Here is a 23,460-nt window from a genome sequence, read left to right on the forward strand (position 1 = left end):
AATACTTAAAGTACTATAACGAAGAAAGAATACAAGAAAAATTAGGCTACCTTCCTCCAATTCATTTTGGAGGAAGGTAGCCTAATGAAGGTGTTTTATATGTGTCTCATACTGCTAGGTCAGTCTAATTTATCCATCGTTTTTTTTATCTTTTCTTTTTGACTGCCATCGTACACCTTGATAGACAGACAATCTCTTCCACCTCATCAGTGATTTCAATTTCCCATATTTGGGTCGTCCGGCCTTGATGACGGCATTTGGCTTTCGCCGTGAGCGTGCCCGATTGTTTGGTTTTCATATGATTGGCGTTGATCTCCATACCAAACGTGATTTCATCATCCCCGACAAGGGAGGTGGCTCCCATACTCGCTGCGGTTTCTGCAAGGACGACACTGGCGCCGCCGTGCAAGTAGCCGAAAGGTTGGAAGACCTTTTCGGTAACCGGCATCTCCATGACCATCAAACCAGGTTCCTCATGCACTGTTTCTATCGACAAGAGCTCTATCAATCCGCTATTCATGTATTTCCCCCGATTCAAAAAGTTTAACGATGGTACGTATCATGACCCCAGTGGCCCCTTTCGGACCGAACGCGGTCGGTGAATCTGCAGTGCCTGTCCCTGCTATGTCGAAATGGATCCAAGGTGTGCCGTTCGCGAACTGTTTGATGAAGCATGCTGCGAATGAAGCGCGTCCCGGCTTCTCAACATGGTTGGTCAGATCAGCGACAGCTGATGCGCGGACATTGCGCTCTTCCACGTCAGAAATCGGCAATTGCCATACTGCTTCACCGGTCTGTTCCGACACCTCTATCAGAGGTTTTAGGAATTCATTCGATTTATTTGTAAATATCCCCGTCCGTTCAGTACCGAGCGCTGCCACCACCGCGCCTGTCAATGTGGCGAAATCCATAATGATTGATGGAGAATACTGTGAAGCATGGAATACTGCGTCGCCCAGCACGAGCCGGCCTTCTGCATCCGTATTCTTCACTTCAACCGTCTGGCCGCTGTAGGAAGTGTAGACATCATCAGGGCGCATCGCATTGCCATCAACCATATTTTCAGCCAGTGCCACAACGGCAATGACGTGGACCGGAAGCTTCATTTTCGAAATCGCATGGATCATGCCGATGACATTCGCAGCGCCGCTCATATCGTACTTCATTTCAGGCATTCCCGTCTTGGATTTGATCGAGTAGCCTCCAGTATCGAACGTGATACCCTTGCCGACCAATGCAACCGGCTTATGATTTTTCGCCTCAGGATGCGCATATTCGATCGTGACCAGCCTTGGCTTCGCCTCGGAAGCCTTGCCTACGGTCATAATCAGACCATACCCTTCCTCTTCCAGCACCTGCTCATCTTTAATCTCTCCGGTAACATGTTCATGGGTACTGAAGATATCCGCAATCTTCCCTGCCATGTGCTCAGGCGTCATGATGTTTGGCGGCGTCTCACTGAAATTGCGTGCCAATGCTATGCTTTCCCCGACAGTGCTGTAGTACGCCACATCATTTTTGATGTCGCGTGTGCCAGTCAATGAGAAGTGGGCTGTTTCCGCAAAGCCCGGGCCTGAATCGGTCTTATAGGAATAGAACTCATATATGCTCGCTTCTGACATTATTGCAAGCGCTTCTGCCGAATTCTGTCCTTTAACCTCGAACGTGTCCATTAAAATCTGTCCTTCGGCGATATCAGACTGCTTCAGATATTGAAACAGCGTCCCGAACACTTCCAGCATCCCCGTCTCTTCAAAAGCCTCCTGATCGCCCAGGCCGATTGCGACTACTTTTCTGTAGTCCTGCTGAATATGTACACCTGTCGCGGTGATTTTCTTGAACTCTGCGGACAGGATGTCCTTCTCGACCATCTCTTCAAGCTGGCCATTAAGTAAGGTGTCCACTTCTTCAAAATTCAACAGAGTTGCCGGATCCTTCGGCAGGCCGATGATGATCGGCTCATCCGTAGCGATATATTTATCTCGATATTGAAATTTCATTCTATTCCCCCTAGAACATCTGATATCCGGCGTTGCGCAGATAACGTATCGTCATTCCTGCAAGTATGGTCCCGACAAGGCCGCTGCCGAGCATCAGTATATCTGCAATCTGCAGGTTCACGAGGTGTTCCCCAAGCGTACTGAACGCTCCTGCAGTATTCGTAAGATACTCGGCCGTCGATATTCCATCGACGATGAGCAATACAATGATCGGGTAGACCCCCACCATCAACCATGTCATTTTCAGGATCATATTGAGGATGAAACTTATGCCGTAGAACAGCACAAAAAATAACAGCATGGATATGGCTAGCTGTATTATTGACATTTATTTGACCTCCAACTGAAAAAGGCATGGGCATAAAATACCCATGCCTGCACTATCGATTTATCAGAACATTTTGCCTTTCGAATACGCGAGGAGCGGGCCGCCGATTTTGAAGACTGCCCTTGTATCGACTACACGTTTCATGAAGGCTGCTTTCTTACCTTTTATTTCGCGCCCCAGCACAAGGCCGATACCATCGTTCGAACCGAGTGAACATACGGTGCCTTTATCGGAAAACACGAATGGTTCCTTCTTGTCGCCCTTCAATGTCAATTCGATATTTTTCGCAGTATGTTCCCCAAGCTGCATTGCAATCTGGGCGGTGGTTGGGTAAGGACGGGCATTTTCACCCTCACCGTTCATTACAGCTGCAACGTCACCTATGACATAGATGTTATCGTATCCTTTTGCCGTCAAGTCAGGTTCCACTACAAGACGACCGCGTTTTACGCCTTCGAAGGTTTCATCCATGAGCTTACTGCCGCGGACACCTGCAGTCCAAATGACACTGTTCGCTTCAAGCTGCTGTTTTTCGTCATTCACTTCAACTATAAAGCCATCTTCGTTGGCAGCGACGATAGGTGTATTGACCATAAATTTGACGCCGCGGTCTTCAAGGAATTTCATTGCATACTGCACGAGATTTTCCGGGAACATCGGCAGCATTTTTGGTGCCGCTTCAACGCAAGTGATATTGACTTTGTTGTAGTCGACGCCATATTTCTCACACAGTTCCGGCACACTTTCAACAAGCTCGCCCAAGTATTCGATGCCTGTGAATCCAGCACCGCCGACCAATATGGAGAGATCTTTCTGGTCATTGGAACGCTTATAGTTGGCGATGTTTTCTTCTATCTCGCGGTAGGCCTTGACCGCAGTCTGAGGGTTGACGATGGAATGCGCATGGTCTGCCATGCCATCGATGCCGAATGTTTCACTTTCGAAACCAAGTGCGACCACGAGAATATCATAATCGAAATTACCGTGTGTCGTTTCGACGGTCTGTTCATCTTTATTGATGGCAGTCACTTCAGCAGGTACGAAAACCACTTTCTGGGCATCGATCACCTTATTTATAGGATAGACGCCGTCCTGCCACTCCATGGTGCCGGCAGCCGTCTCATGTAGCCAAGTAGATTCATAGTGATATTCATTCTTGTTGATCAGCGTAATGTCGGCATCTTGGAAGGACAGCTTCTTCTGTAAGTTTGAAACCATCTGCAATCCTGCATAGCCTGCACCCAACACAAGAATCTTCTTTCTTTCAAAACTCATTGTAACGTCACCTTTTCTCTCGTTATTTATTCCGATAAACATTGCCACAACTAAAATCGCTAATATTATTCTTATATAATATTAGCGATTTCTTTCACATATTTCAAGTGATTCAGTGCAGATTCTAACAATCTCCCGGTTCGCCCGCAACTTCGTTGGTACGGAAGGAGGAACCGCATCCGCATGACAGTGTGGCATTTGGATTTTCAATGGTGAAGCCGCCACCCATCAACGACTGTTTGAAGTCTATTACCGTCCCGTCGATTACTGGGATATCATATTTGTCCACAAGCACTTTTACGCCATAGAATTCGTACACTTCATCTTTATCAGTCTGCTCGGTTTCCGCGCCCATGCCGTAAGTCAAGCCTGTACACCCGCCACCTTGCACTTTGAATCTGAGGTATCCGTCTTCCATATCGTTCTGCTCGAGCATATCCTTCACTTCGTAGGCTGCGCTTTCGGTCAATGTTATATGAGACATACCGTCACCTCTTTAATTTTTTATTATATTATACTGTTGATTATAAAGCACTGGGGCAATCAACTCAAATCATCAAATTCCTTTTCCAGCTTTTCATTGTTCTTCTCTATGCGTTTATATATCTTCTCGAGCAGCTTATCTGCTGTCATCGCACTGACTATCTCGCCATCAACCAAGACGAAGAATGCCTTACTGCATAAGCCGCAGTTGTTGAGGCATCCGTAGTCGAGCACGTCTATGCCTGGGTCTTCATCGAGTTTTTGGTAGATGTCTTCGGTGCCCTTCAGCATGTTGGATGAGCAGAATTCGACGAGAGTGAACATTATTATCCTTCTTTCCACTATATATTAATTCCATTCATTGTAGTTTACATACTTAACTATTATAATGGATATACTAGAATTTAAAAACAAGGCGGTACTGACTATGAAGAATATCGTTTGTCTTGGGGGTGGCTACGGAAATATGCGCTTCATCCAACGCATAGCTCCTAAGCTCCCTTCCGGCTATACCATCACATTGGTGGATGTGAATCCCTTCCACGGGATGAAGACTGAATACTATGCGCTCGCAGCGGGCACTAAAAGCGAGACCAAAGTCCGGATGGACTTTCCTGACGACAAGAACGTCAAAGTGCTCTTTGATACAATAACCGGCATCGATCTCGAAAACAAGGCTGTGACCCTTGAAAAGGAGACGATCCATTATGACATGCTCGTCATCGGCCTTGGCTGTGAAGATAAATACCATGGGGTGCCGGGGGCTGCTGAACATACATACAGCATCCAAAGCCTCAGGCAGTCCCGTGCCACCTACGAGAAGATCGGCGACTTGGATCCCGGCTCGAAAGTGGGCATCATCGGCGCCGGCCTAAGCGGCATCGAGATAGCAAGCGAACTCCGTGAAGCACGTGAAGATCTTAAAATCCGGCTTTTCGACCGCGGGGACCGGATCTTGCCGATGTACCCTGAACGTCTCAGCGCGTACGTCAAAAGATGGTTTGACGATAATGACGTCGAAGTCATCCCAAACTCCAACATCGTTGAAGTCGCAGCCGATACAGTCTACAACAATGATGACTCCCATGCCCTCGATATGTCGATATGGACTGCTGGGGTTCAGCCTGTTGAAGTCGTCCGCAACCTTCCTGTAGAGTTCGGCCCGGGGGGGCGTGTGGTATTGAACCAATATCACCAGATACCAGGCTTTGAAGATGCGTATGTCGTGGGTGACTCGGCAGCACTCAAGCACGCACCTTCGGCCCAAGTCGCCGAAGGCCAGGCAGAGCAGATTGCCGAAATCATCGAGGCAGTCATTAAGAATAAGCCGTTGCCAGAGGAAATGCCCGACATCAAAATGCAGGGGGTTCTCGGCTCACTCGGTTCAAAAGAAGGCTTTGCCTACCTCAGGGAGAGGACGGTCACCGGACGTATCGCCCGCATGCTGAAAAGCGGTGTGCTGTGGATGTATAAGCTCGGGGTCTAGGCTCATGAACAGCTAAATGAAACAACAGCCCCCGCGAATGCAGGGGCTGTTGTTATTTTAAAAGACTTGTTCTACTTCTACAAATCCTGGAACTTCTTCAAGGAGAGCACGCTCGATGCCTGCCTTGAGTGTGATTGTGGAACTTGGGCATGTGCCGCATGCACCCAGAAGGCGCAATTTGACGATGCCGTCCTCAACATCCACAAGTTCGCAGTCCCCACCATCTCTCAGCAGAAACGGACGCAATTTATCCAGTACTTCATCTACTCGTTCGTACATTGTATCTTGTCCTGTAGTCATTCCATTCACTCCTATTCTTCTTACGCAATTAACTTATATATGTATTATAATGGATTTGGAAAGAAAAATCCATCATCAGAAAGGCGGATGTTATTCAATGAAATATGCTATCAACGTCTATGGCCGCGATGTCATCTGTGCCAGCTGTGTGAACGCACCTGGGTCGAAGGATACCTACGAATGGCTCCAGGCGGTGCTGAACCGCAAATACCCAGATCATGACCTCCACTTCAATTATATAGATATGGATCATGATGAAAATCTTTCGGATTATGATACTGACATCATCGAACGGATAAACGATGATGAGCTGTTCTATCCACTCGTCACAATCAACGATGACATCATCCAGGATGGTCATGTCCAATTGAAGCCGATCCAAAGGGCAATCGAACAGAAATGATGCTAAAACAGGGTGCCGAAGCGGCACCCTGTTTTGTTATATCGCAATATTCAACCCGCGCCTCACCAGTGTCTTTGCAAATATGATCGTTGCCATTCCAACTGCCAAATCTTTTAGTATGAAAGGCAATACCGCCAATTTGAAGGCTTCTACTGCATTTACCGGGGTATCGAGGAATATGTTCATTGCAAAGATAAAATAAAATAATCCACTTAAAAAAATTATCATGATGGCTGCAAATGTGAAACTGAAACTCCTGAGGACGGTAACTTGATGGACGCAGCCAAATCCAGCACACCATGCGGCGGGTATGTAGCCCACTATAAAGCCGAAGGTAGGCGAAAATATGCTCCCGATGCCCCCTCCCCCGGCGAAGACCGGAAGGCCAAAGAGACCCATGAGCATGTAGACGAAGGCGCTCAAAGCCCCCAATTTCGGGCCGAGCAACAACCCTCCGAGCAGGACTAGCGGAACTTGGAAAGTCAGGGGCACAGGTCCCAGCGGGATACGGATCTGGGCACCGATGGCGATGAGTGACGCGAAGACTGCGACATAGACAAGATGTTTTGTAGGCATGATTCCCTCCTGTTCTTTCTGAGTATGATAGCACTTCCAATGAGTCATTGTCACCCTTTAATTTAAATTGGTTGACGATATATGTAAAATAAAAAGCCCGCAGGCTTTTTATTTTACCGGAGTGATCGGTTTTCCGCCATTCAACACTTCCATGATGTTATTGACGCATAGGTTCATCATGTTGTTCCTCGTATCTACTGAAGCGCTGCCGATGTGGGGCAGGAGCGTCATGTTCGGAATGTCTGTAAACGGATGAGCGTCGCTGATCGGCTCATTTTCGAATACGTCTAATGCTGCGCCTTTTATATCACCATTTCGGACAGCCTGTGCCAGGTCTTCCTCCACTACATGCGCGCCCCGGCCGATATTGATGAAATATGCGCTGCGCTTCATCTTATCGAAGGCCGCTTTATCGAAGCGATGCTTTGTTTCTTCGGTGAGCGGTGCTGCACATAGGACGAAATCGGATTCTGCCATAAGTTCTTCGAAGGAGACCAATTCAGCGCCCAATTCGTCGCCTGCTTCCGAACGGCTACGGTTGTGGTATATGATCTTGGTACGGAAACCGCTCAGACGGCGCGCAAAAGCAGCGCCAATCGAGCCCATACCGAATATACCAACCGTTTTGCCGAAAACATCTGTGCCTGCCATATGGTAGGGACTCCATCCTGACCAATCCCCCGCCATCAGCTCACGGTTCGCCTCCAGCACGCGGCGTGCTGATGTCAACATCAATGTGAAGGCAAGCTCTGCTGTCGTCTCTGTCAATACATCAGGCGTATTGGTAATGATTACACCATGGGACTTTGCAGCTTCGAGATCGATATTGTCATAGCCGACCGCCAAGTTTGCGACGACTTTCAAATTCTGGGCGCCACCAAGCATTTCTTCATCGACTTTATCGCTCAGCATGGTCATGACACCGTGAGCGTCCTTCGTCTCCTTCAAAAATTTCTGCCGCGGCATTGGTGTGTTGTCCTCATCCCACACCACCACTTCAAAATCCTTTTTCAGCTTGTCGACCATAGCCGGATTGATCCTTCTTGTAATGACGATCTTCTTCATCTATTCAACACTCCATTCCTTGAGATTTTCAATCATGAAGGACGGCTGCAGAGACTGTTGCCTGACCTGTTCGCTCGAGGTCACCCCTGTGTCCACGTGAAGGGTGTCCACACCACCTTCAAGTCCTGTCTTGATGTCTGTATCATAATTGTCCCCAACGAGCAGCACGCGCTCTTTTGGAAGCCCCAGTGCTTTTATCGCCGCTTCCAGTATAATTCCTGATGGTTTACCCACAGTGACTGGCTCGACATCCGTAGCGCTGCTGAGTACCGCTGCCAAAGCGCCATTCCCAGGTACAAGTCCTCTCTCTGTTGGAAATTTGCGGTCCGGATTTGTGGATATGAATGTTGCGCCTGCAGCAATCAACAAGGCAGCTTCCGATAATTTTCCGTAGTTGATTTCTATGTCTAGACCCATGACGACATAATCGGCATGCTCATCTGCAGATTGGATGATTTTGAATCCGGCTGATTCCAGTGAATGTTTAAGGCTATCTGAGCCAACAACATAGACCGCAGCCCCCGAGTGGGCCGCGCTCAAATAATCGACAGTCGCCATGGTTGAAGTGTATAGCGTCCGGGGATGAATATCAAAACCCATGTCTATCAGCTTCTGGGCAGCCTCCTCTTGTGTCTTCGTCGCATTATTGGTCAAAAATACATAAGGGATTGAGGCTTTGTTAAGCCTGTCTATAAAATCGATTGCCCCTTCTATGACCGTTCCACCGTTATACATGGTGCCATCCAGGTCAATAAGGTAGCCTTCATACATCATTGTCATCCCCCTTGAATGCTGTGACAGCCTGCCCTTCGTTCTCAAAGAAGTTCAGGACATTCTGTTTAAAATCACTGTACGCGGATAGGTCGCTTTCGAAATCCCGTTTCATCTGGTCATGATCGAGCCGCGTATAATTGCGTGTCAGCTCGCTTCGCCATTTGAACGTAGCACGGAAACGTTCGTTATCTTCTTTCGGGATCACACCTTCGTTTTCCATTATATCCATGACATCCTGGTAACTGCCGGGATCCCTCAATATAAAAGCATCAATGATCATATTACCGACATCGACCGTCGCTTCGATCAGCATATGGCAAGTGCGTTCCAACGCCAGTCCTTCCACTTTTTCGAATGTCTCAGTCAATCCCTCTACGTACAGGAGACGTTCGTTCAGTATATCCTTATCTACAAAATACATGTTCCAAGCCACTTCCAATCACGATAATTTTGTAACACTCTTATTAATATGATAGCATAATCCCAATAACTTTAACTGGAGGACACCCCTTTGATCGACTTCTTTCTTTATGATGATGTAGAAGATACCCAGACGCGATATGTCAGTTTCGTTGGTGAACATGGCCGTTATGATCTGGCCATTATCCAGACAGGACGCTATTTCGGCAAAAGTCTAGTACTGAATACCCAAAGCAGCCGGTTTGGAATAATCGGCAGCGACGACCTCGAGGAACCAGGATATATCGCCTACATCCTCGACTACGATGATGATCAGGCGGCTGAGGTCGAGTCTTTCCTGTCGGAAGTCATCGTGTAAATGGATGCATTGCCTAAGAAAGCCTGCTTATCCCATAAGGGAAGCAGGCTTTCTTGTTGTCTTTCTCATTCCTCAGGCGTCAAGTGGCCTGCCAATGTCTTTTTATCCGAGTCATTTTTTTGGGAGTTTGCGGCTTCAACATTATTTCCCGGTTACCTTTCCTCCGACTCCTCCGTCTGTTCCTTCAGCTCGGACTTCGGTACTTTGCGGAGTACGAAGTAGGCGCAGCCGAAATTGCAGTATTCATTGATGTAGTCTTCAATGGCACTGAATTTCTTATCAGGCTCAACCTTCTTTTTACTGTCCCGATAAAAGCCGGTCAACCTCAACTTCTCATAACCGATATCTCCTACAATGTAGTCATACTTGTTAAGGACCTCACTGTATTTCCCTTCAAATTGAGCTTCATCGAATGCTTCTCGGTAATCTTCTATAAGTTCAAAATGCATATGATCGATTGTAATCATCTGATTCACCCTTCAATACTTCGTCAATTTCGGCCTACCTTGCCCGCCCCGGCCTGAAAACCCTTGTAAATTTTGCCATCGCCACTCCTTTGAACTTTTCAGAATGAGTGGGATAGTACTTATAATTTAAGCATTAAATTCATATTATCATATTCAGAGGGACTTCATGCGGTGGTTTAGGATATTTCACTGGATTGACGAAATCCCCGCCTCAGACTGAGGACGGGGATTCCTACTCACTAGGCTTCAGAGCCTCTTTCTTCTATTGGTGAATTAACCATTTTCGATATGGCGACGACCAATATCAATAATACTGCAATAACTCCGAGTGATAGCAGTAGACTGGATGTGAATCCGAGCACCAAGTAACCCACTGTTGCAATCAATGCAGAACCGATGGCATATGGCAGCTGAGTAATCACATGAACGATGTGGTTGCATCCGGCACCGGTCGAGGACAGTATGGTCGAGTCGGAGATCGGGGAACAGTGGTCTCCGAACACAGCACCCGCCAGTACAGCTGCGATGCTCGGCAACAACAACTCTGTTTCATTCAGGGAGATCATGATCTCGCCGGTAATCGGAATCAGTATTCCAAAAGAACCCCAGCTTGTGCCAGTGGCCAGTGCCATCAGACATGCCACTATAAAGACTACTGCCAAGAGTACGCTGGTGGGCATATTGGAGCTCTCAACCATTCCACCAAGCAATTCCCCTGTGCCGATCTGACCGATCAGATCCCCTATCATCCAAGCCAGTGTGAGGACTAGAATAGCGGGGAACATTGCCATGAAACCTGTTTTGATGCCCAACCAAATTTCAGTTTTACCGAAATGTTCATCTTTTCTTGTGTATCTGAAATAATAGAACAGGCTAAGTACAAGACCGACGATCCCTCCAAGGACGAGGGAGTGTGTCACCATAGTGTTCTCGAATATGCTGAAGACATCAAATGACCCGCCTGCAATCACCCCTGTTATGAACATGAATAAGATGACTGTCGCAGCAAGACCCAATATCGGTACGATGAGTGCCTTGGCCGACCCTTTCTCATAGACCGGAAGATCTTCATCCGTCTCACCCGGCACCTCACGTGTACTGCCGAACAGTTCTCCATCCTGTATCGCGCGGGTTTCATGCTTCCTCATTGCACCAATATCGAACTTCACGAAGATGACGATGAACATCATCGCAATTGCCGTGATGACGTAGAAATTCATCGGGATCATATAGATGAACGCTTCAAATGGCGTAACACTGACCATCCCGGCAGCAGCTATCAGGGGCGCCACAAGTCCCATTATACCTGCCCCCCAACTGGAGATCGGTGACACAACAGAAACGGGAGAGGCCGTCGTGTCGATGAAATAGGCCAATTTCGCGCGTGAAACCTGATATTTATCAGTCAGTGGCTTAGCCACCTGACCTACGATCAATGCACTGAAATAATCATCGATGAAAACGATGATTCCAAGTAGCGCTGTAGCAAATGTCGCGCCTCTTCTGGATTTCACTTTCGTCAATGCCCAAGCCGTGAAGGCTTTCGCACCACCGGACATGTTCATGAAGGCAGTCATGATACCAAGGAGGCTTAAGAATATAAGTATGAAAGCGTTCCACGTATTAATGCTGCCCCCATCTATGAAAATAAGCAGAAAAGCGTCCCATATGACACCTAAAGTCCCAGTCACCTCAGCACCTGCCACGACAAGCGCTGATGTTATGATCCCTATCCCCAGACTGATGCCCACCTTACGCGTCAACAAGACCAGCAGTAATGTAAGTAACGGGGGAATCAGTGATATGTACTCCCAATTCAATATGCTCTGCATATTTTTAACCTCCAATAAAAAATGTGAATGTGATTTTACGATGATAAAGAAAAAGACGCCACAGCAGCATTACAGAATCAGCCACTGTGACGTCCATCACAATTACGTAGCGCATCATCGTAATGATAGTACCCGGCCTATTGAACCGGATCCCAGAATACCCCCCTACCAGGCGGTTTCTTCGGCAACTTCCCCTTTCCCGGAACATCAAAGCATGTCTGCTCCTTTCCGGTACTATTGGTCGTTGCAACCTCTACTTTCGATTATTAAGTTAATACATGACATTATAGCACATATACGTCATATTACAACTACAGTTTATCGGCATACATCTTTACGATGTCCCTCAGGAATTCAGGCATCTTATAGACTTTCTTCGAATAGCGGAATTGGGGGAATATCCTGCCGAACGTATACATATCCAATGTTCCGAGCTTATAGGTCTTACGGTCCTGTATCACTTCACCGTTGATGTAGTATTCCCGCTCAGATTGTATATATCCAATGTTGTCCATGACGAAGCAGCCGAATATATCCCCTCTGAAGCCAAGCCCCCGCACTATTTCATCCTTGAATTCATTTTGGGCAGCCTGATTGAACACTTCCTTCAGCTCACGTCCAGTCAACTCGATCTGTACTGCATTGATGGCATGAGGCAACACTTTATGCAGGTCATATTCGGTCAGGTCTCCACCGGCAAACGGCTTTGCGATCAACCCTGTATGCAGAAGGCCGACATCACTATCTGTAAATATTCGCACCATTTCCGCAAGTCTGGAGATGAACCTTCCTGTCGAATAGAGCCGCCTTTCTATAGGCGCCACATCATGTTTGACGACTGTCGACAACAGTTGGCGTCCCCTGTCATAATACTTATCTTCCGTTCCCGTCAGATAGTCAGTGTTATACAGACGTGCACGCTTATCCACCAATTTGCCCGCTTCAAAATCGAGCGTAACTTCCCCGACGTAATCACCGAACCGTCCGGCAGCTGCGAGCAGCGTATCGCCAACCCATTCCCCTTCTTCCAGGTGGTGGTGAGTATGGGAACTTAATATCACATCGATTTCAGGGAACATCATAGCAAGGGATTCATCATCGTAACGGCCCAGGTGGCTCATCATGATGATGCAGTCGACTTCAGTATTGATTTCCCGGATTGCGTGGAGGATCCAGTCGAATGCTTCGGACACTTCCCATCCGAGCGCCTTATAGAAGGGCGTGAATTCAACGGTAGCCGCAATGAAACCGAATTTTATACCTTTGATTTCCTTGATGACGTAAGGTTTGAAATAAGGTTGGGCACTGCCAACTTCCCGCAAATTCGCACAGATGACATCGAAGGCGGCATCATCATAGAGCGACTTAAGCTCCTCTTTCTGCAAAGTGATGCCTTCGTTGTTGCCGATCGTCGCCACCTCGCACCCCGCTTCATTCAGCAGCTCGACGTTCCCTTTGCCGAGTGTCGCTTCAGTATATGGATGGGCCCGATCGGTATGGTCCCCAAGATCGACGTAGACCATGTGATCTTTATATTGTTGTTTTTTGTTGATCAGAAAGTCACTGATCTTTTTATAGTTATATAAGTTGCTGTGTATATCGTTAGTATGGAAAAGTTTCAATTCCATTGAATCACCTCTATAGGATGGTCTTTAGGATCATGTAGATACCAAGCAATAAAAGGACTGTACGCAGGACGACGACCAGCGAGTCCGAGTTGAAATGACGATTCGCCATCACCCCGATTTTGGCACCGATGAAGGCAGCAGGCACGATTAAGGCAGCATACCAGACATCGACGTTCCCCTGCAGTATATGACCGAATGCAGCCGCACTTCCAGAGAAGAACACCATCATCATGCTGGTCCCGATTGCGATTGTTGCCGGCATACGGAAAACGAGCAGCATCAACGGCGTCATAAGGGCACCTCCACCGATACCGAAAAGGCCGGTGAAGAATCCTACTATGAAGGTTGAAATGATTGCGATATAAGCCGGAAAGCCATAATGGTGCACATCCCCCATATTATCCACATGAGGTTCCATGTAACGCTCATCCTGGAAAATTGAAATTGGCTTGATACGATCCCTGACGATAAGCAAGGTGCTTAAGAAGATGAGGAAGATGCCAAAGTATAAGTTGAAGCTGTCCACTGTAAAGAAACGGCTCGCATAGGACCCGATGAAGGCCCCTGGCATAATGCCGATCAGGAACAAGCCACCGTTTTTCTTATCCACCTGATTACTGCGTCCATAGGAGATCATTGCCGACAAGCCGATGACGATCAATATGATGCTCGAAGTACCAACGGCACTCTGTGGTGTTATCCGATCAAGGATACCCATATTGATGCCAAAGAAAATGAGCAGCGGCACTATGATGACGCCGCCACCGATGCCTACTAGTGCGCCGAGGGCAGAGGCCATCAGACCAATCATTATAAGGATGATATATTCCATAAGCATCACTCCTTCAAGGACCCGAAGGGGAACCTTGGTCATTATCATGGCATGCTTGCTTCAAATCAACTAGAACAGTCTCAGCTGCTTGGGTGAGAGTCCCTCATAGCGTATTCCCATCAGTGCCATGAACTGTTGGGCGTTTCCGGCAGCGTGCCCTCCGGAGTTGTTGTTGAAAATGATATGGATATCCCTCGTCTTGTGGCGCAGTATATCTACCTGCCTTTTCAGCCACTCCAGTTCTGCACCGTTATAATCATATAGGTAGCGTACATTCCGCCATTCTTCACTCGAACGGTCCTTCTGGGTCCACCCATGTACATTACGGCCATGTAGGCGGATGAAAGCTGTCTCATCCGTCACCCGGTTGACGAAGGGTATGCTGCCGATACCTGCCTGTGGTTCATCACAGATTGTATGGATGGCTTTATTGGCATGCAGGAATGCCAATGTATCCTCCTTGAATTGTTCCGTAAACCAGGATTGGTGCCTGAATTCGACAGCAGTTTTATAAGGGGCCAATTGTTCTTTGGCATACTTGACGTATTTAATGTTTCTGCTGGTGCAGTCAAACCATGGTGGGAACTGCAGGAGGACAAAACTGAGCTTGCCAGCCTGCTCCATTGGCCTTAACATGTCACGAAAGGCTGCGAATACATCCTTTATGGAATCATAGTGATCCCGGTAGTCACTGTGTCCCGTCATATACTGATGTGCTTTGACTATGAATTTGAAGCGTTCCGGGGTTTCATTGCACCACTTCTCAATTGTCGTATGACGTTGAATGGCATAATATGTAGCATCAAGTTCAACAATAGGAAAATGGGAGGCATAAGCCGTTAATTTATCTTTTTTATTTGTCAGGTCGGCATATAGGCTATGATGGTCGCCCCACCCTGTCAAACCGATATAGATCATAAAAATCACCTTACCTCATTATACCATATCCCCTACGCATAATTATATTAGGCGCAAGGTGAAAAAATCCAATACTGACATTTATAATCACAGCAAATCATGTTATTATTTATTTATAATAATTATAAATAACAACAGTGCTTCACTAAGTTGGCGAAGTCCAGTATCATAAAGTGAACTGAGAAACTAAATTTTGGGTGGCAGACAAACGGAATGGAACGCTGTCATATCTCTCCCGCTATGCGGTCCAATCGTTTCTTCATGATAATGATTACGGTTCATCATTCTATAATACAAGGAGTACAATCCAATGAGCATAATAGAATTCAGCAATGTCAGCTATAAGGACATTCTGCATGACATCACCGGCCACTTCAAAGAAGGACGCATCACTACTTTCGTCGGCCCGAGCGGCGCCGGCAAAACGACGTGCCTGAAACATATAAACGGATTGTTGTCCCCGGACTCAGGCGAGATATTCTTCAGAGGGGAAAACATCCGTAACATGGATATGATAGAACTCAGGAAGAAGATAGGGATGGCTTTTCAGAGCGCACCGATGATTGGTGGCACAGTGTATGATAACATCAACCTCCCTAAAGCAATATTCAATGAATCACTGGACAAAGCACACGCTACTGAACTCCTTGATGGTGTGGACCTCGGCGATATTCCGCTGGATCAGGACATCCGCTCCTTATCAGGCGGGGAGAAAAGCCGCATTTCGATTGCCCGTACATTGGTCAACCAGCCGGAAGTACTGCTTCTCGATGAAATCACTTCAAGTCTCGACTACCGCATGGTGAAAGAGGTTGAGCGGATGATCGTCAAGCTCCAGCGAAAACATGATGTGACCGTCATATGGATCACTCACGACCTGGACCAGGCAAGGCGTGTCAGCGACGATATGTGGTTCCTCCGTAAAGGTGAGCTCATCGAATTTGGCGATGCTTCATTCATCGACGAATCCAGCAATCCGCTGGTACAAAAATTTGTGGAAGGGGAGGAACTATGACATTCGCCCAACTTTCTCTGTCCTTAGTCTTTATCGCAATTCCCCTAGCTCTTACGCTTTTTCTTAAACTCGGGTTGCAGAGGGACATCATCATCGCCACCGTCCGCTCGATCATCCAACTGCTGATCATCGGCTATATACTGACTTTCGTGTTTGAAAGCGGCAGTGTCATATTCATCATTCTGATGATCATGCTCATGATTGCAGCCGCAACCCAGAACGTCATCAAAAAAGGAGAAGGGATACCAGGCATCACCTTGATGATCGTCATCACACTCGTCGTGGTCGAACTGGTGACGATGGGAATCATGCTCGGCTTCGGCATCATCCCCTTCACTCCGGAAGAAGTCATTCCGATCAGCGGAATGGTCATCGGCAACTGTATGGTGCTGTCCCTACTGTTCCTGAACAAGTTTAAAGATGAGGTCGAGCGTAGCGATGAAACGATCGAACTCATCCTTTCAATGGGCGGGAAACCTAAGACAGCTATAGATAAAAGTTTGAAATCCGCCATCCAGACAAGCATGATCCCCACCATCGAAGCCCAGAAGACCATGGGTCTCGTCCAATTGCCTGGCATGATGAGTGGGCTCATAATCGGTGGGGCCGATCCGATAGAAGCGGTCATGTATCAGTTGCTGGTCCTGTTCCTGATACTGACTACAGCTTCCCTGTCTTCCGTCATGGTAGGCTATATGTCCTATCCGAAGCTATTCAACCAGAAGATGCAGTTCATAGGTCTCACATACAACTCAAAATAAATGTAAAAGGGCACACCCGCCGGGTGTGCCCTTTTGTCATCATAAGTTCTTTTTCAGCTGTGTCTTGATGCTGTCGTATGTGGCATTCCAAAAATCAGCATCCGAAGTAAAGCGTTCTGTAAGCTTGGCGATGAGGCTATGGAAGGCTTCCTCGTATTGTGGATGGCCTTTATCCGGAAGTTGATTTTTCATCTCCGCCACTTCCTGCTCCACCGCTTCTGCCCGCGGCCCCCAATGTGTCACTTCACGGCCATTTTCGTCGATGAAGATGAATATCGGAATCGAGCGTGACTTCCCATTCGTCAAATATTGATCCATCAATTCAAGATTCGAGTCCCTCAGTATCATTTTAACCGGCATATGACTCTTCTCGGCTAAATGAAGCAATATCGGTATGTTCATCATGGCATCCCCACACCAGTCTTCGGTGATGGCGATCACCCGTAGATTTTGGTTCTCCAATTCCAGGAAAAATGACTCGTCATCAGGTATTTCGAAGACATCGTATACCTTCTGCAAATTTTCTTTGTGCTTTTGCATCTCTTCAATATAGGTTTCAGCTGCAATTGCTTGGCTGAACCATTGATCAAGTGCCATGTTTATCCCTCCAATTTTATGATATATCTGCAGTATATCATTTAAAATGCTTTTCCTATTGAAATTGGAAAAATGTTGGACTATGCTTTGCATAATGCAAAAGGAGGCAAATATAAATGGATTCAGAAGTAAAACATATAAGAGGTTTAATATTCGTCCTGATCGGGGCTGCTTTATGGGGACTCGGTGGGACAGCCGCAGACTACATATTCAGGAATACTCCAGTTACGGTAGAGTGGTATGTATCATTCAGATTGATTATAAGCGGCATCATCCTGCTCAGTGCCTACTGGTTGTTTTCCAGGAAGCATCAACCCGTAAGACTCGATCGAAGAACGTTGTTGATGCTGATCATCTTCAGCCTATTCGGGATGACCATGGTGCAGTATTCATTCATGGCGGCAATCGGTTACGGTAACGCTGCTATAGCGACCGTCCTTCAATATACCGGCCCCATCTATATCATAATGTGGCTGATCATCAGAAAGTATGCCAAATGGACAACAGCAGATGCCTTCATCATTATTGGTATGATTACAGGTGTAGTACTGATTGCCACCAATGGAGATTTGACGGCACTCATCGTACCAGGCCCAGCACTATTTTGGGGAGTCGTCTCCAGCATCGCGCTCGCCTACTACACATTGCATGCCCAAGTGCTGCTCTATAGGCTGCACCCCCTGCAACTGGTCGGGGGATCAATGCTCATCGGCGGTATAGCGATGAATTTCATCCATCCCGTATGGGATTTCGATTTCAGTTTTGATTGGACACCTACCCTGGTGATTATCCTCCTGCTCTCCGTCCTTTTAGGCACTACTCTTGCCTTTTTGCTCTATATCAGCAGCTTGAAACACCTTTCTTCAAAGGAAGCGGGAGTCCTCGGCATAGTGGAACCTGTTTCAGCCGTGGTGAGTTCAGTCCTCTGGCTCAACATAAGCATGGGTTGGTATCAAGTAGCTGGGATCATCATCATACTAGGCGTTGCCATCTATATTTCCACAGGAAGGAAAGAGGCTGCATGAGAGCCTGCCACAGCTTGAAGAAAAGCAATCGGACCATCATGGTCCGATTGCTTTTTCTATACCTATGCCAATGAAACGAACGACTCGTCTCGGCAGCTGGTCTGCCATCAGTAGAATATGCCCAACCATATCGCAGTGCTCATGGCGAGCAGAAGTAATATCTTTTCACGTTGCGTGACTTGTTCGACATTTTTTACATCCATGCTTAAAATCAGATAGATGGCATATCCGAGCATCAATAATGCACCAACAGCTCCAATCGGTCGGGCTGATATCATTGTCATGACGATAAGAAAAACCAATACGAGATAAATCAAGGCCGGAAGTCCCGCCCGATAAAGGCCGTAGCGTTCGACCGACCAGACGACCGACGTCCGCTTCTTTGGAACAGAATTCCGGTCGGCGTTCAAATCAGGGATATGGTGCACCATCACCCATGCCATGCACCAAAGAGCATTGATCGTAGCATTCTGCCATGCCCATAATGGAACGGAATCCAACATGATCCATGGCGCCGCAAGACCAAGCAGCAGCATAGATGGGAACAGGCTGAGCCATTCTCCAAGGAACGGCCGATAGGCAAAGATGAACGGTCTGGTTGAATAGGTTACAGCACCCCAGATGCCGATGAGCGTCAAGATGACAAGCTTGAATTGGCCCAGCACCATAAAAAGGAGCCCGGCAGATAGAAGAATGATGATTGCTGAAACCGCCATCCGCCTCAGTGTCCCAAGAGACATTACACCATCCTGGATGACGCGGCTGCCACCGGACAACAAGGCAGGACTGGCCTGATCGGTACCTGATTCGAAGTCCATCAGATCATTCAATACATGCGTCAGCACACCGTGTACGAGGAGTGCACCTGTGACAAGCAGCAGGGATAGACCAAATAGGCCAAGTACTGTGATATCATAGCCCAGCAGAAGCGGCAGTGCAGTAGAGATGATCGTTGCTATGCTTGAGGTCACCACCGCTATTGCCCTGACTACCATTTTAAGCCCTTTGAAACTGAAGTCCCCTTGCTTCATCTGAATCCCCCTTTTATTTTATCGAATCACTGAATCCACGATGCGTGAGTGCTTGCTCTATATGTTTCTTCCATCTCTTCCTTCCATTTACTATGAATCTCATATTTCTACCATCTCTCAGTGTGACCTGTAGACCATTAGTGATCGGTATCAGCTTCAACACTTTAAAATTTATGACTTTTACTTGCTCGATTTCCTCAAGCATTATCTTTGTCTCTTTACGGTCTAGGTTCATTGCCTGAGGAATATGATAAATTGCTTCAGACGTCAGGTGCAGTTTGCCGCTGGTCGGCACATTATTTTTAAATAGATTACCGTTACCGCTCTTTAGTGCTTTCTCCTTCATTTCCCTACCTCCCATTCCTTCATGATATATCTGCTTTCAGCCAGCACGTCTTCTGGGGTTACACTGTAATGAGACAGGCGGATGGCAGCTGATTCACCGGCTGTTGCATGAAGGTGGACGGCTGCTGTCATGGCCTCCAGGGGGCTGGCGCCCTGTCCAAGGAAAGAAGCGATTATACCAGTCAGCACATCACCACTCCCCCCTTTGGCAAGGCTGTCATTACCGTTTTGATTGACCAGCAGGGCATCAGGTGTCGCAATGACGGTACGATGCCCCTTAAGAATCAGATTGACACCATATTTTTGGACAAATTCATGGGCAATGCCCAACCTATCAGCTTCTACTTCTGAAACTTCCTTGCCAAGCAGCATGGCCATCTCTCCAGGATGCGGTGTCAGTATGACCTCACCTGCATATTCGGATACTCTGCCGAGCTGACCTTTTATATGGTAGAGGCCATCGGCATCGATGACGAGAGGCTGTCCTCCGAGTCCCTCCATTAGACGCTGTAGAAATTCTTGGCCACCAGTAAAGCGGCCGAGACCAGGACCGACTGCCAGGACGTCCAGCTCTTCGAACGGGAGATCTTCCATACCAGTGCTGATGAAATGGCCGTCTTCACTAGGTAGTGTGCGGAGCAACGCATTCTTGTTCTGACTGGCTACAGCCGTATATATATCCTCAGGCACAAGCAACGTTACAAGCCCGGCGCCCGTCATGAAAGCACTCTCGGCACTGTGCAAAGGGGCCCCGATATAGGGCTTTGACCCGCCTGCAACAAGCACATGGCCAAACGTCCCCTTATGTCCGAACTGATGACGTGTCGGCAGTGCCTTTTGCGCGCGTGCCAGGGTTACGACTTCAGGCAGATTGGATTTGACGGTTTCTGCAATGGAAGAAGGGATGGAAATATCTTTCACATGCCATCTGCCTATACTGGATGGCCCCTGTTGCAGAAAGAAGCCGCGTTTTGGAAAAGCGAACGTATATGTAATATTTGCCTGTATGGCAACATCTGTTGCCTCGCCCGTATCGCATGACAGGCCGGATGGAATATCCACCGCAATAATTTCTCCATCCACTTTACCATTCACCGCTTCAATGACATGTTTGAACGGCTCGCGCACCGGGCCTTCTCCACCTATACCAAGTATCGCATCGATGACGACTTCAGCTTTCTCTAGGTCCTCCTCTAAACGCTCCCCCCCATCTTCCAAGTGATGTAGAGGCAGTTTTCTCGCTAAATAAACCTTATATTGTAGATGGGCGTCCCCCTTAAGCTTTTCGGGTTTCGCAAGAAGCCATACCATCGGCTCATATCCCGCATCAAACAGACGCCTCGCGATGACGAACCCATCGCCGCCATTGTTGCCTCCACCAAGCAGTATCACGATGGACGTGCCTTGATCAGGATAGATCGACTTTATTTCTTCAGCTACATGATTCCCGGCAAGTTCCATCAACACCTTAGCCGGTAACCCTATATTTTCAATGACGTAGCGCTCGGTTTCCTCCATTTCCTTTCTGCCTACTATCTTCATCAAACCCCTCCTCTATCTTATATGTCATTATACACCTCTATAGTAAAAATAAAAATTTACATATAATCTGAACTCATTTAAGTTTTCCAATAGTAGTATTTCAGCTATCATTACATTTTCATTACAATTCTATATGATTTCTCAGAATACATTGAAATCTCCAATCACTATGTTAACGTAAGAAAGGATAAACAACTAAACAAAGGAGAATTACACCTTTATGAGAAAAGGCATCAGATCTTTGTCATTTGCGATTGCGACACTTTTTACAATCACTGCATTTTTACTTAGCGCCCCATCAACAGCATCTGCTGAACAGTGGCAGGAAACAAGACAACCTCAAGGCTTGCATCCAGTAGTTGCAGAGCACGCAGAGCTATTGAGGCAGCACGCTGCTGCACGCAGCATCAACATACGCTTTACAGACGGTTTCCGGTCATTTGAAGAGCAGGACAGACTCTACGCGCAGGGACGTACTACAGCAGGCTACATAGTGACTAATGCCCAGGCCGGGGAATCCTACCACAATTATGGCTTGGCGGTCGATTTCGCGCTGGAAGTCGGTCATGATGTCATCTGGGATTTAGAATATGACGGCAATGGCAACGGCTACCCGGATTGGTTCGAGGTCGCACAGATTGCTAAAAACCTCGGGTTCACCTGGGGCGGGGACTGGGAATCTTTCAAGGATTATCCACACCTCCAAATGGACTTTGGATATTCCATCCATAATCTGATTAATGGCAACCATTATTTATTCTAATGGTACTGAAGAAAGCATGTAGCCATGCTTTCTTTTTTTGTACCGGATTTGGTAATATGGAGAGCGTATGTCCATCCTTCCAAAGATAGTTGCTGTTATAATGGTATGGAAGGTCATCAATATATTATTTGCGAGGGAACTTGTTTGGAAGATAAAACATTAATAAGAGATCGGAGCTATACATACCAGCTCGTCTCCTTTTTTTCTGATCTGAAATATCTGCTTAAAGGTAAGGTGCTTTTGGCTAATGTGCTCCCTGTTTTTACTGCATATTGGCTCGCGCTATACTTCAACGGAGAACGTTTTATAGATCATCTGGGCATATTTTTTCTGATGATGATCGGCAGCACGCTCGTCATTTCGGGAGCGTTGATGCTCAACAATTGGTATGAGGCAGATTTAGACCGCTTAATGACCCGGACACAGAACAGGCCAACTGTGACAGGGGCTTTTAGATTAAAGGCAGTCCTATGGTCGGGTATCATTTCTACTCTACTCGGTTTGGCCATCATGTCTGCTACAACAGCCGAAGCTTTCATCTATTCATTTGCCGGCTGGTTCTTTTATGTTGTGCTGTATACATTCTGGTCGAAACGCAGATATACGATGAACACGATTGTCGGAAGCATCTCTGGTGCCTTTACCCCCTTGATCGGCTGGGCTGTAATTGCGCCTGCCTACCATATTGTACCGCTGGCATTGTTCTATCTATTGCTCATCTGGCAGATCCCACACACTTATGCCATCGCCATAAGAAGATTAGCTGATTACTCACGCGCTGGCGTACCAATGCTGCCGGTAGTGCGGGGAGTAGACGCCACCATCAGACAGATTATGGTATATGTCATCATGCTCCTGCCCTTCCCCATTATGCTCATCGATTCTATGGGCTGGCTTTTCTCTGTAACAACAGCAATACTGACTTTCTATTGGATCTTCATCGCTTCTCGGGGGCATGCCTCAGAAGATAAAAAGATATGGGCCAAGATGAATCTCCGCTACTCCATCTTCTATCTAGTCCTGATATTACTCATGATGATCATCCTCACTTCTCCGTTGGTGCAAACTTTCATCTAAAAATTTATACCAACAAAAAAAAGCCTTATCACATTGATCTGAACCCTACCAAGTTGACAGATGAAATAATATAAATGTTTCCCGCCTGAGAATGGAGATTCTCAGGCGTTTTTCTATGCCGCCAATGCCCTGAATTCCAGCGGACTCAATCCCTTGAAT

The 23,460-nt window shown here is 47.1% G+C and carries 28 protein-coding genes and 1 riboswitch; of the genes, 8 read left to right on the top strand and 20 right to left on the bottom strand.

Going from position 1 to position 23,460, the window contains the following annotated elements:
* Positions 1-145: 145 nt before the first annotated feature.
* The 6 genes from ABD734_RS08605 to ABD734_RS08630 all read right to left on the bottom strand — a co-directional run bounded on the left by ABD734_RS08605 (position 146) and on the right by ABD734_RS08630 (position 4,410).
* Entirely contained in the window at positions 146-520 is a 375-nt protein-coding gene (locus ABD734_RS08605) for a hotdog fold thioesterase (RefSeq protein WP_344703367.1), read from the bottom strand.
* On the bottom strand, positions 513-2,000 hold the full coding sequence (locus tag ABD734_RS08610; protein WP_344703369.1) for a leucyl aminopeptidase: 1,488 nt from the start codon (positions 1,998-2,000) through the stop codon (positions 513-515). Before ABD734_RS08610 ends, ABD734_RS08605 begins: the two co-directional genes overlap by 8 nt.
* 10 nt (positions 2,001-2,010) lie before the next feature.
* Positions 2,011-2,328: a YuiB family protein gene (locus ABD734_RS08615; RefSeq protein WP_344703371.1), complete on the bottom strand. Its 318-nt coding sequence runs from the start codon at positions 2,326-2,328 to the stop codon at positions 2,011-2,013.
* A 63-nt stretch (positions 2,329-2,391) separates the two neighbouring features.
* Complete coding sequence (locus ABD734_RS08620; RefSeq protein WP_344703373.1) at positions 2,392-3,603, bottom strand: NAD(P)/FAD-dependent oxidoreductase; 1,212 nt, start codon at positions 3,601-3,603, stop codon at positions 2,392-2,394.
* Positions 3,604-3,727: 124 nt separating this feature from the next.
* Positions 3,728-4,087, bottom strand: a complete 360-nt coding sequence (locus tag ABD734_RS08625) for a HesB/IscA family protein (RefSeq protein WP_344703375.1) — start codon at positions 4,085-4,087, stop codon at positions 3,728-3,730.
* A 59-nt stretch (positions 4,088-4,146) separates the two neighbouring features.
* Entirely contained in the window at positions 4,147-4,410 is a 264-nt protein-coding gene (locus ABD734_RS08630; protein WP_344703377.1) for a DUF1450 domain-containing protein, read from the bottom strand.
* Positions 4,411-4,513: 103 nt separating this feature from the next.
* Between ABD734_RS08630 and ABD734_RS08635 the strand changes: the two genes are divergently transcribed.
* Positions 4,514-5,572, top strand: a complete 1,059-nt coding sequence (locus tag ABD734_RS08635; RefSeq protein WP_344703379.1) for an NAD(P)/FAD-dependent oxidoreductase — start codon at positions 4,514-4,516, stop codon at positions 5,570-5,572.
* Between the two features lie 57 nt (positions 5,573-5,629).
* Here the strand turns inward: ABD734_RS08635 and ABD734_RS08640 are convergent, their stop codons facing one another.
* A complete protein-coding gene (locus ABD734_RS08640) occupies positions 5,630-5,872 on the bottom strand; it encodes a NifU family protein (protein WP_344703381.1) in 243 nt (80 codons plus the stop codon).
* A 97-nt stretch (positions 5,873-5,969) separates the two neighbouring features.
* On the opposite strand from ABD734_RS08640, the gene ABD734_RS08645 reads away from it, so the two are divergent.
* Positions 5,970-6,275 carry a YuzD family protein gene (locus tag ABD734_RS08645; protein ID WP_344703383.1) on the top strand — a complete coding sequence of 102 codons (306 nt, stop codon included), beginning with the start codon at positions 5,970-5,972 and terminating at the stop codon, positions 6,273-6,275.
* Between the two features lie 36 nt (positions 6,276-6,311).
* Here the strand turns inward: ABD734_RS08645 and ABD734_RS08650 are convergent, their stop codons facing one another.
* From ABD734_RS08650 to ABD734_RS08665, 4 genes are all read right to left on the bottom strand, one after another.
* Positions 6,312-6,851 carry a biotin transporter BioY gene (locus tag ABD734_RS08650; RefSeq protein WP_344703385.1) on the bottom strand — a complete coding sequence of 180 codons (540 nt, stop codon included), beginning with the start codon at positions 6,849-6,851 and terminating at the stop codon, positions 6,312-6,314.
* 108 nt (positions 6,852-6,959) lie between these two features.
* Complete coding sequence (locus ABD734_RS08655; RefSeq protein ID WP_344703387.1) at positions 6,960-7,916, bottom strand: 2-hydroxyacid dehydrogenase; 957 nt, start codon at positions 7,914-7,916, stop codon at positions 6,960-6,962.
* A complete protein-coding gene (locus tag ABD734_RS08660) occupies positions 7,917-8,690 on the bottom strand; it encodes a TIGR01457 family HAD-type hydrolase (protein ID WP_344703389.1) in 774 nt (257 codons plus the stop codon).
* Entirely contained in the window at positions 8,680-9,111 is a 432-nt protein-coding gene (locus tag ABD734_RS08665) for a DUF86 domain-containing protein (RefSeq protein WP_344703391.1), read from the bottom strand. Before ABD734_RS08665 ends, ABD734_RS08660 begins: the two co-directional genes overlap by 11 nt.
* Before the next feature lie 90 nt (positions 9,112-9,201).
* Between ABD734_RS08665 and ABD734_RS08670 the strand changes: the two genes are divergently transcribed.
* Positions 9,202-9,468 (top strand): DUF3055 domain-containing protein, encoded by a 267-nt coding sequence (locus ABD734_RS08670; protein WP_344703393.1) that lies wholly within the window; start codon positions 9,202-9,204, stop codon positions 9,466-9,468.
* Positions 9,469-9,620: 152 nt separating this feature from the next.
* Here ABD734_RS08670 and ABD734_RS08675 read toward each other — a convergent pair whose 3' ends face one another.
* From ABD734_RS08675 to ABD734_RS08695, 5 genes are all read right to left on the bottom strand, one after another.
* Positions 9,621-9,935, bottom strand: coding sequence for a YutD family protein (locus ABD734_RS08675; RefSeq protein ID WP_344703394.1), 315 nt, complete (start codon positions 9,933-9,935; stop codon positions 9,621-9,623).
* Between the two features lie 239 nt (positions 9,936-10,174).
* Positions 10,175-11,767: a Na+/H+ antiporter NhaC family protein gene (locus tag ABD734_RS08680; protein WP_344703396.1), complete on the bottom strand. Its 1,593-nt coding sequence runs from the start codon at positions 11,765-11,767 to the stop codon at positions 10,175-10,177.
* Between the two features lie 99 nt (positions 11,768-11,866).
* Positions 11,867-12,031, bottom strand: a riboswitch (Lysine riboswitch).
* A 47-nt stretch (positions 12,032-12,078) separates the two neighbouring features.
* Positions 12,079-13,395 (bottom strand): bifunctional metallophosphatase/5'-nucleotidase, encoded by a 1,317-nt coding sequence (locus ABD734_RS08685; RefSeq protein WP_344703398.1) that lies wholly within the window; start codon positions 13,393-13,395, stop codon positions 12,079-12,081.
* Positions 13,396-13,405: 10 nt separating this feature from the next.
* The gene (locus tag ABD734_RS08690; protein ID WP_344703400.1) at positions 13,406-14,227 is read right to left on the bottom strand and encodes a sulfite exporter TauE/SafE family protein; all 822 of its coding nucleotides are present in this window, start codon (positions 14,225-14,227) and stop codon (positions 13,406-13,408) included.
* A 69-nt stretch (positions 14,228-14,296) separates the two neighbouring features.
* On the bottom strand, positions 14,297-15,145 hold the full coding sequence (locus ABD734_RS08695; protein ID WP_344703402.1) for a DUF72 domain-containing protein: 849 nt from the start codon (positions 15,143-15,145) through the stop codon (positions 14,297-14,299).
* A gap of 310 nt (positions 15,146-15,455) precedes the next feature.
* Between ABD734_RS08695 and ABD734_RS08700 the strand changes: the two genes are divergently transcribed.
* Both ABD734_RS08700 and ABD734_RS08705 read left to right on the top strand, forming a co-directional pair.
* Entirely contained in the window at positions 15,456-16,160 is a 705-nt protein-coding gene (locus ABD734_RS08700; protein ID WP_344703404.1) for an ABC transporter ATP-binding protein, read from the top strand.
* A complete protein-coding gene (locus tag ABD734_RS08705) occupies positions 16,157-16,921 on the top strand; it encodes an ABC transporter permease (protein ID WP_344703406.1) in 765 nt (254 codons plus the stop codon). The genes ABD734_RS08700 and ABD734_RS08705 overlap by 4 nt, the downstream gene beginning before the upstream one ends.
* Before the next feature lie 39 nt (positions 16,922-16,960).
* On the opposite strand, the gene ABD734_RS08710 is transcribed toward ABD734_RS08705, so the two are convergent.
* On the bottom strand, positions 16,961-17,518 hold the full coding sequence (locus ABD734_RS08710; protein ID WP_344703408.1) for a thioredoxin family protein: 558 nt from the start codon (positions 17,516-17,518) through the stop codon (positions 16,961-16,963).
* A gap of 116 nt (positions 17,519-17,634) precedes the next feature.
* On the opposite strand from ABD734_RS08710, the gene ABD734_RS08715 reads away from it, so the two are divergent.
* On the top strand, positions 17,635-18,543 hold the full coding sequence (locus tag ABD734_RS08715) for a DMT family transporter (protein ID WP_344703410.1): 909 nt from the start codon (positions 17,635-17,637) through the stop codon (positions 18,541-18,543).
* 107 nt (positions 18,544-18,650) lie between these two features.
* On the opposite strand, the gene ABD734_RS08720 is transcribed toward ABD734_RS08715, so the two are convergent.
* From ABD734_RS08720 to ABD734_RS08730, 3 genes are read right to left on the bottom strand one after another with little or no spacing between them, the layout of a single operon-like run.
* On the bottom strand, positions 18,651-19,574 hold the full coding sequence (locus tag ABD734_RS08720; RefSeq protein WP_344703412.1) for a prenyltransferase: 924 nt from the start codon (positions 19,572-19,574) through the stop codon (positions 18,651-18,653).
* A 13-nt stretch (positions 19,575-19,587) separates the two neighbouring features.
* Positions 19,588-19,920: a hypothetical protein gene (locus tag ABD734_RS08725; protein WP_344703414.1), complete on the bottom strand. Its 333-nt coding sequence runs from the start codon at positions 19,918-19,920 to the stop codon at positions 19,588-19,590.
* Positions 19,917-21,461 (bottom strand): NAD(P)H-hydrate dehydratase, encoded by a 1,545-nt coding sequence (locus ABD734_RS08730; protein WP_344703416.1) that lies wholly within the window; start codon positions 21,459-21,461, stop codon positions 19,917-19,919. The genes ABD734_RS08725 and ABD734_RS08730 overlap by 4 nt, the downstream gene beginning before the upstream one ends.
* Before the next feature lie 220 nt (positions 21,462-21,681).
* On the opposite strand from ABD734_RS08730, the gene ABD734_RS08735 reads away from it, so the two are divergent.
* Positions 21,682-22,224, top strand: coding sequence for a M15 family metallopeptidase (locus tag ABD734_RS08735; protein WP_344703418.1), 543 nt, complete (start codon positions 21,682-21,684; stop codon positions 22,222-22,224).
* Positions 22,225-22,368: 144 nt separating this feature from the next.
* A complete protein-coding gene (gene cyoE / locus ABD734_RS08740) occupies positions 22,369-23,301 on the top strand; it encodes a heme o synthase (protein WP_344703420.1) in 933 nt (310 codons plus the stop codon).
* Positions 23,302-23,460 lie beyond the last annotated feature (159 nt).

The organism is Salinicoccus jeotgali (assembly GCF_039538805.1).
GTDB lineage: Bacteria > Bacillota > Bacilli > Staphylococcales > Salinicoccaceae > Salinicoccus > Salinicoccus jeotgali.

What these genes read in the sequence shown, in the direction of transcription:
- ABD734_RS08605 (WP_344703367.1), bottom strand. Translation starts at nt 520, where the DNA reads ATGAATAGCGGATTGATAGAGCTCTTGTCGATAGAAACAGTGCATGAG.
- ABD734_RS08610 (WP_344703369.1), bottom strand. Translation starts at nt 2,000, where the DNA reads ATGAAATTTCAATATCGAGATAAATATATCGCTACGGATGAGCCGATC.
- ABD734_RS08615 (WP_344703371.1), bottom strand. Translation starts at nt 2,328, where the DNA reads ATGTCAATAATACAGCTAGCCATATCCATGCTGTTATTTTTTGTGCTG.
- ABD734_RS08620 (WP_344703373.1), bottom strand. Translation starts at nt 3,603, where the DNA reads ATGAGTTTTGAAAGAAAGAAGATTCTTGTGTTGGGTGCAGGCTATGCA.
- ABD734_RS08625 (WP_344703375.1), bottom strand. Translation starts at nt 4,087, where the DNA reads ATGTCTCATATAACATTGACCGAAAGCGCAGCCTACGAAGTGAAGGAT.
- ABD734_RS08630 (WP_344703377.1), bottom strand. Translation starts at nt 4,410, where the DNA reads ATGTTCACTCTCGTCGAATTCTGCTCATCCAACATGCTGAAGGGCACC.
- ABD734_RS08635 (WP_344703379.1), top strand. Translation starts at nt 4,514, where the DNA reads ATGAAGAATATCGTTTGTCTTGGGGGTGGCTACGGAAATATGCGCTTC.
- ABD734_RS08640 (WP_344703381.1), bottom strand. Translation starts at nt 5,872, where the DNA reads ATGACTACAGGACAAGATACAATGTACGAACGAGTAGATGAAGTACTG.
- ABD734_RS08645 (WP_344703383.1), top strand. Translation starts at nt 5,970, where the DNA reads ATGAAATATGCTATCAACGTCTATGGCCGCGATGTCATCTGTGCCAGC.
- ABD734_RS08650 (WP_344703385.1), bottom strand. Translation starts at nt 6,851, where the DNA reads ATGCCTACAAAACATCTTGTCTATGTCGCAGTCTTCGCGTCACTCATC.
- ABD734_RS08655 (WP_344703387.1), bottom strand. Translation starts at nt 7,916, where the DNA reads ATGAAGAAGATCGTCATTACAAGAAGGATCAATCCGGCTATGGTCGAC.
- ABD734_RS08660 (WP_344703389.1), bottom strand. Translation starts at nt 8,690, where the DNA reads ATGATGTATGAAGGCTACCTTATTGACCTGGATGGCACCATGTATAAC.
- ABD734_RS08665 (WP_344703391.1), bottom strand. Translation starts at nt 9,111, where the DNA reads ATGTATTTTGTAGATAAGGATATACTGAACGAACGTCTCCTGTACGTA.
- ABD734_RS08675 (WP_344703394.1), bottom strand. Translation starts at nt 9,935, where the DNA reads ATGATTACAATCGATCATATGCATTTTGAACTTATAGAAGATTACCGA.
- ABD734_RS08680 (WP_344703396.1), bottom strand. Translation starts at nt 11,767, where the DNA reads ATGCAGAGCATATTGAATTGGGAGTACATATCACTGATTCCCCCGTTA.
- ABD734_RS08685 (WP_344703398.1), bottom strand. Translation starts at nt 13,395, where the DNA reads ATGGAATTGAAACTTTTCCATACTAACGATATACACAGCAACTTATAT.
- ABD734_RS08690 (WP_344703400.1), bottom strand. Translation starts at nt 14,227, where the DNA reads ATGGAATATATCATCCTTATAATGATTGGTCTGATGGCCTCTGCCCTC.
- ABD734_RS08695 (WP_344703402.1), bottom strand. Translation starts at nt 15,145, where the DNA reads ATGATCTATATCGGTTTGACAGGGTGGGGCGACCATCATAGCCTATAT.
- ABD734_RS08700 (WP_344703404.1), top strand. Translation starts at nt 15,456, where the DNA reads ATGAGCATAATAGAATTCAGCAATGTCAGCTATAAGGACATTCTGCAT.
- ABD734_RS08705 (WP_344703406.1), top strand. Translation starts at nt 16,157, where the DNA reads ATGACATTCGCCCAACTTTCTCTGTCCTTAGTCTTTATCGCAATTCCC.
- ABD734_RS08710 (WP_344703408.1), bottom strand. Translation starts at nt 17,518, where the DNA reads ATGGCACTTGATCAATGGTTCAGCCAAGCAATTGCAGCTGAAACCTAT.
- ABD734_RS08715 (WP_344703410.1), top strand. Translation starts at nt 17,635, where the DNA reads ATGGATTCAGAAGTAAAACATATAAGAGGTTTAATATTCGTCCTGATC.
- ABD734_RS08720 (WP_344703412.1), bottom strand. Translation starts at nt 19,574, where the DNA reads ATGAAGCAAGGGGACTTCAGTTTCAAAGGGCTTAAAATGGTAGTCAGG.
- ABD734_RS08725 (WP_344703414.1), bottom strand. Translation starts at nt 19,920, where the DNA reads ATGAAGGAGAAAGCACTAAAGAGCGGTAACGGTAATCTATTTAAAAAT.
- ABD734_RS08730 (WP_344703416.1), bottom strand. Translation starts at nt 21,461, where the DNA reads ATGAAGATAGTAGGCAGAAAGGAAATGGAGGAAACCGAGCGCTACGTC.
- ABD734_RS08735 (WP_344703418.1), top strand. Translation starts at nt 21,682, where the DNA reads ATGAGAAAAGGCATCAGATCTTTGTCATTTGCGATTGCGACACTTTTT.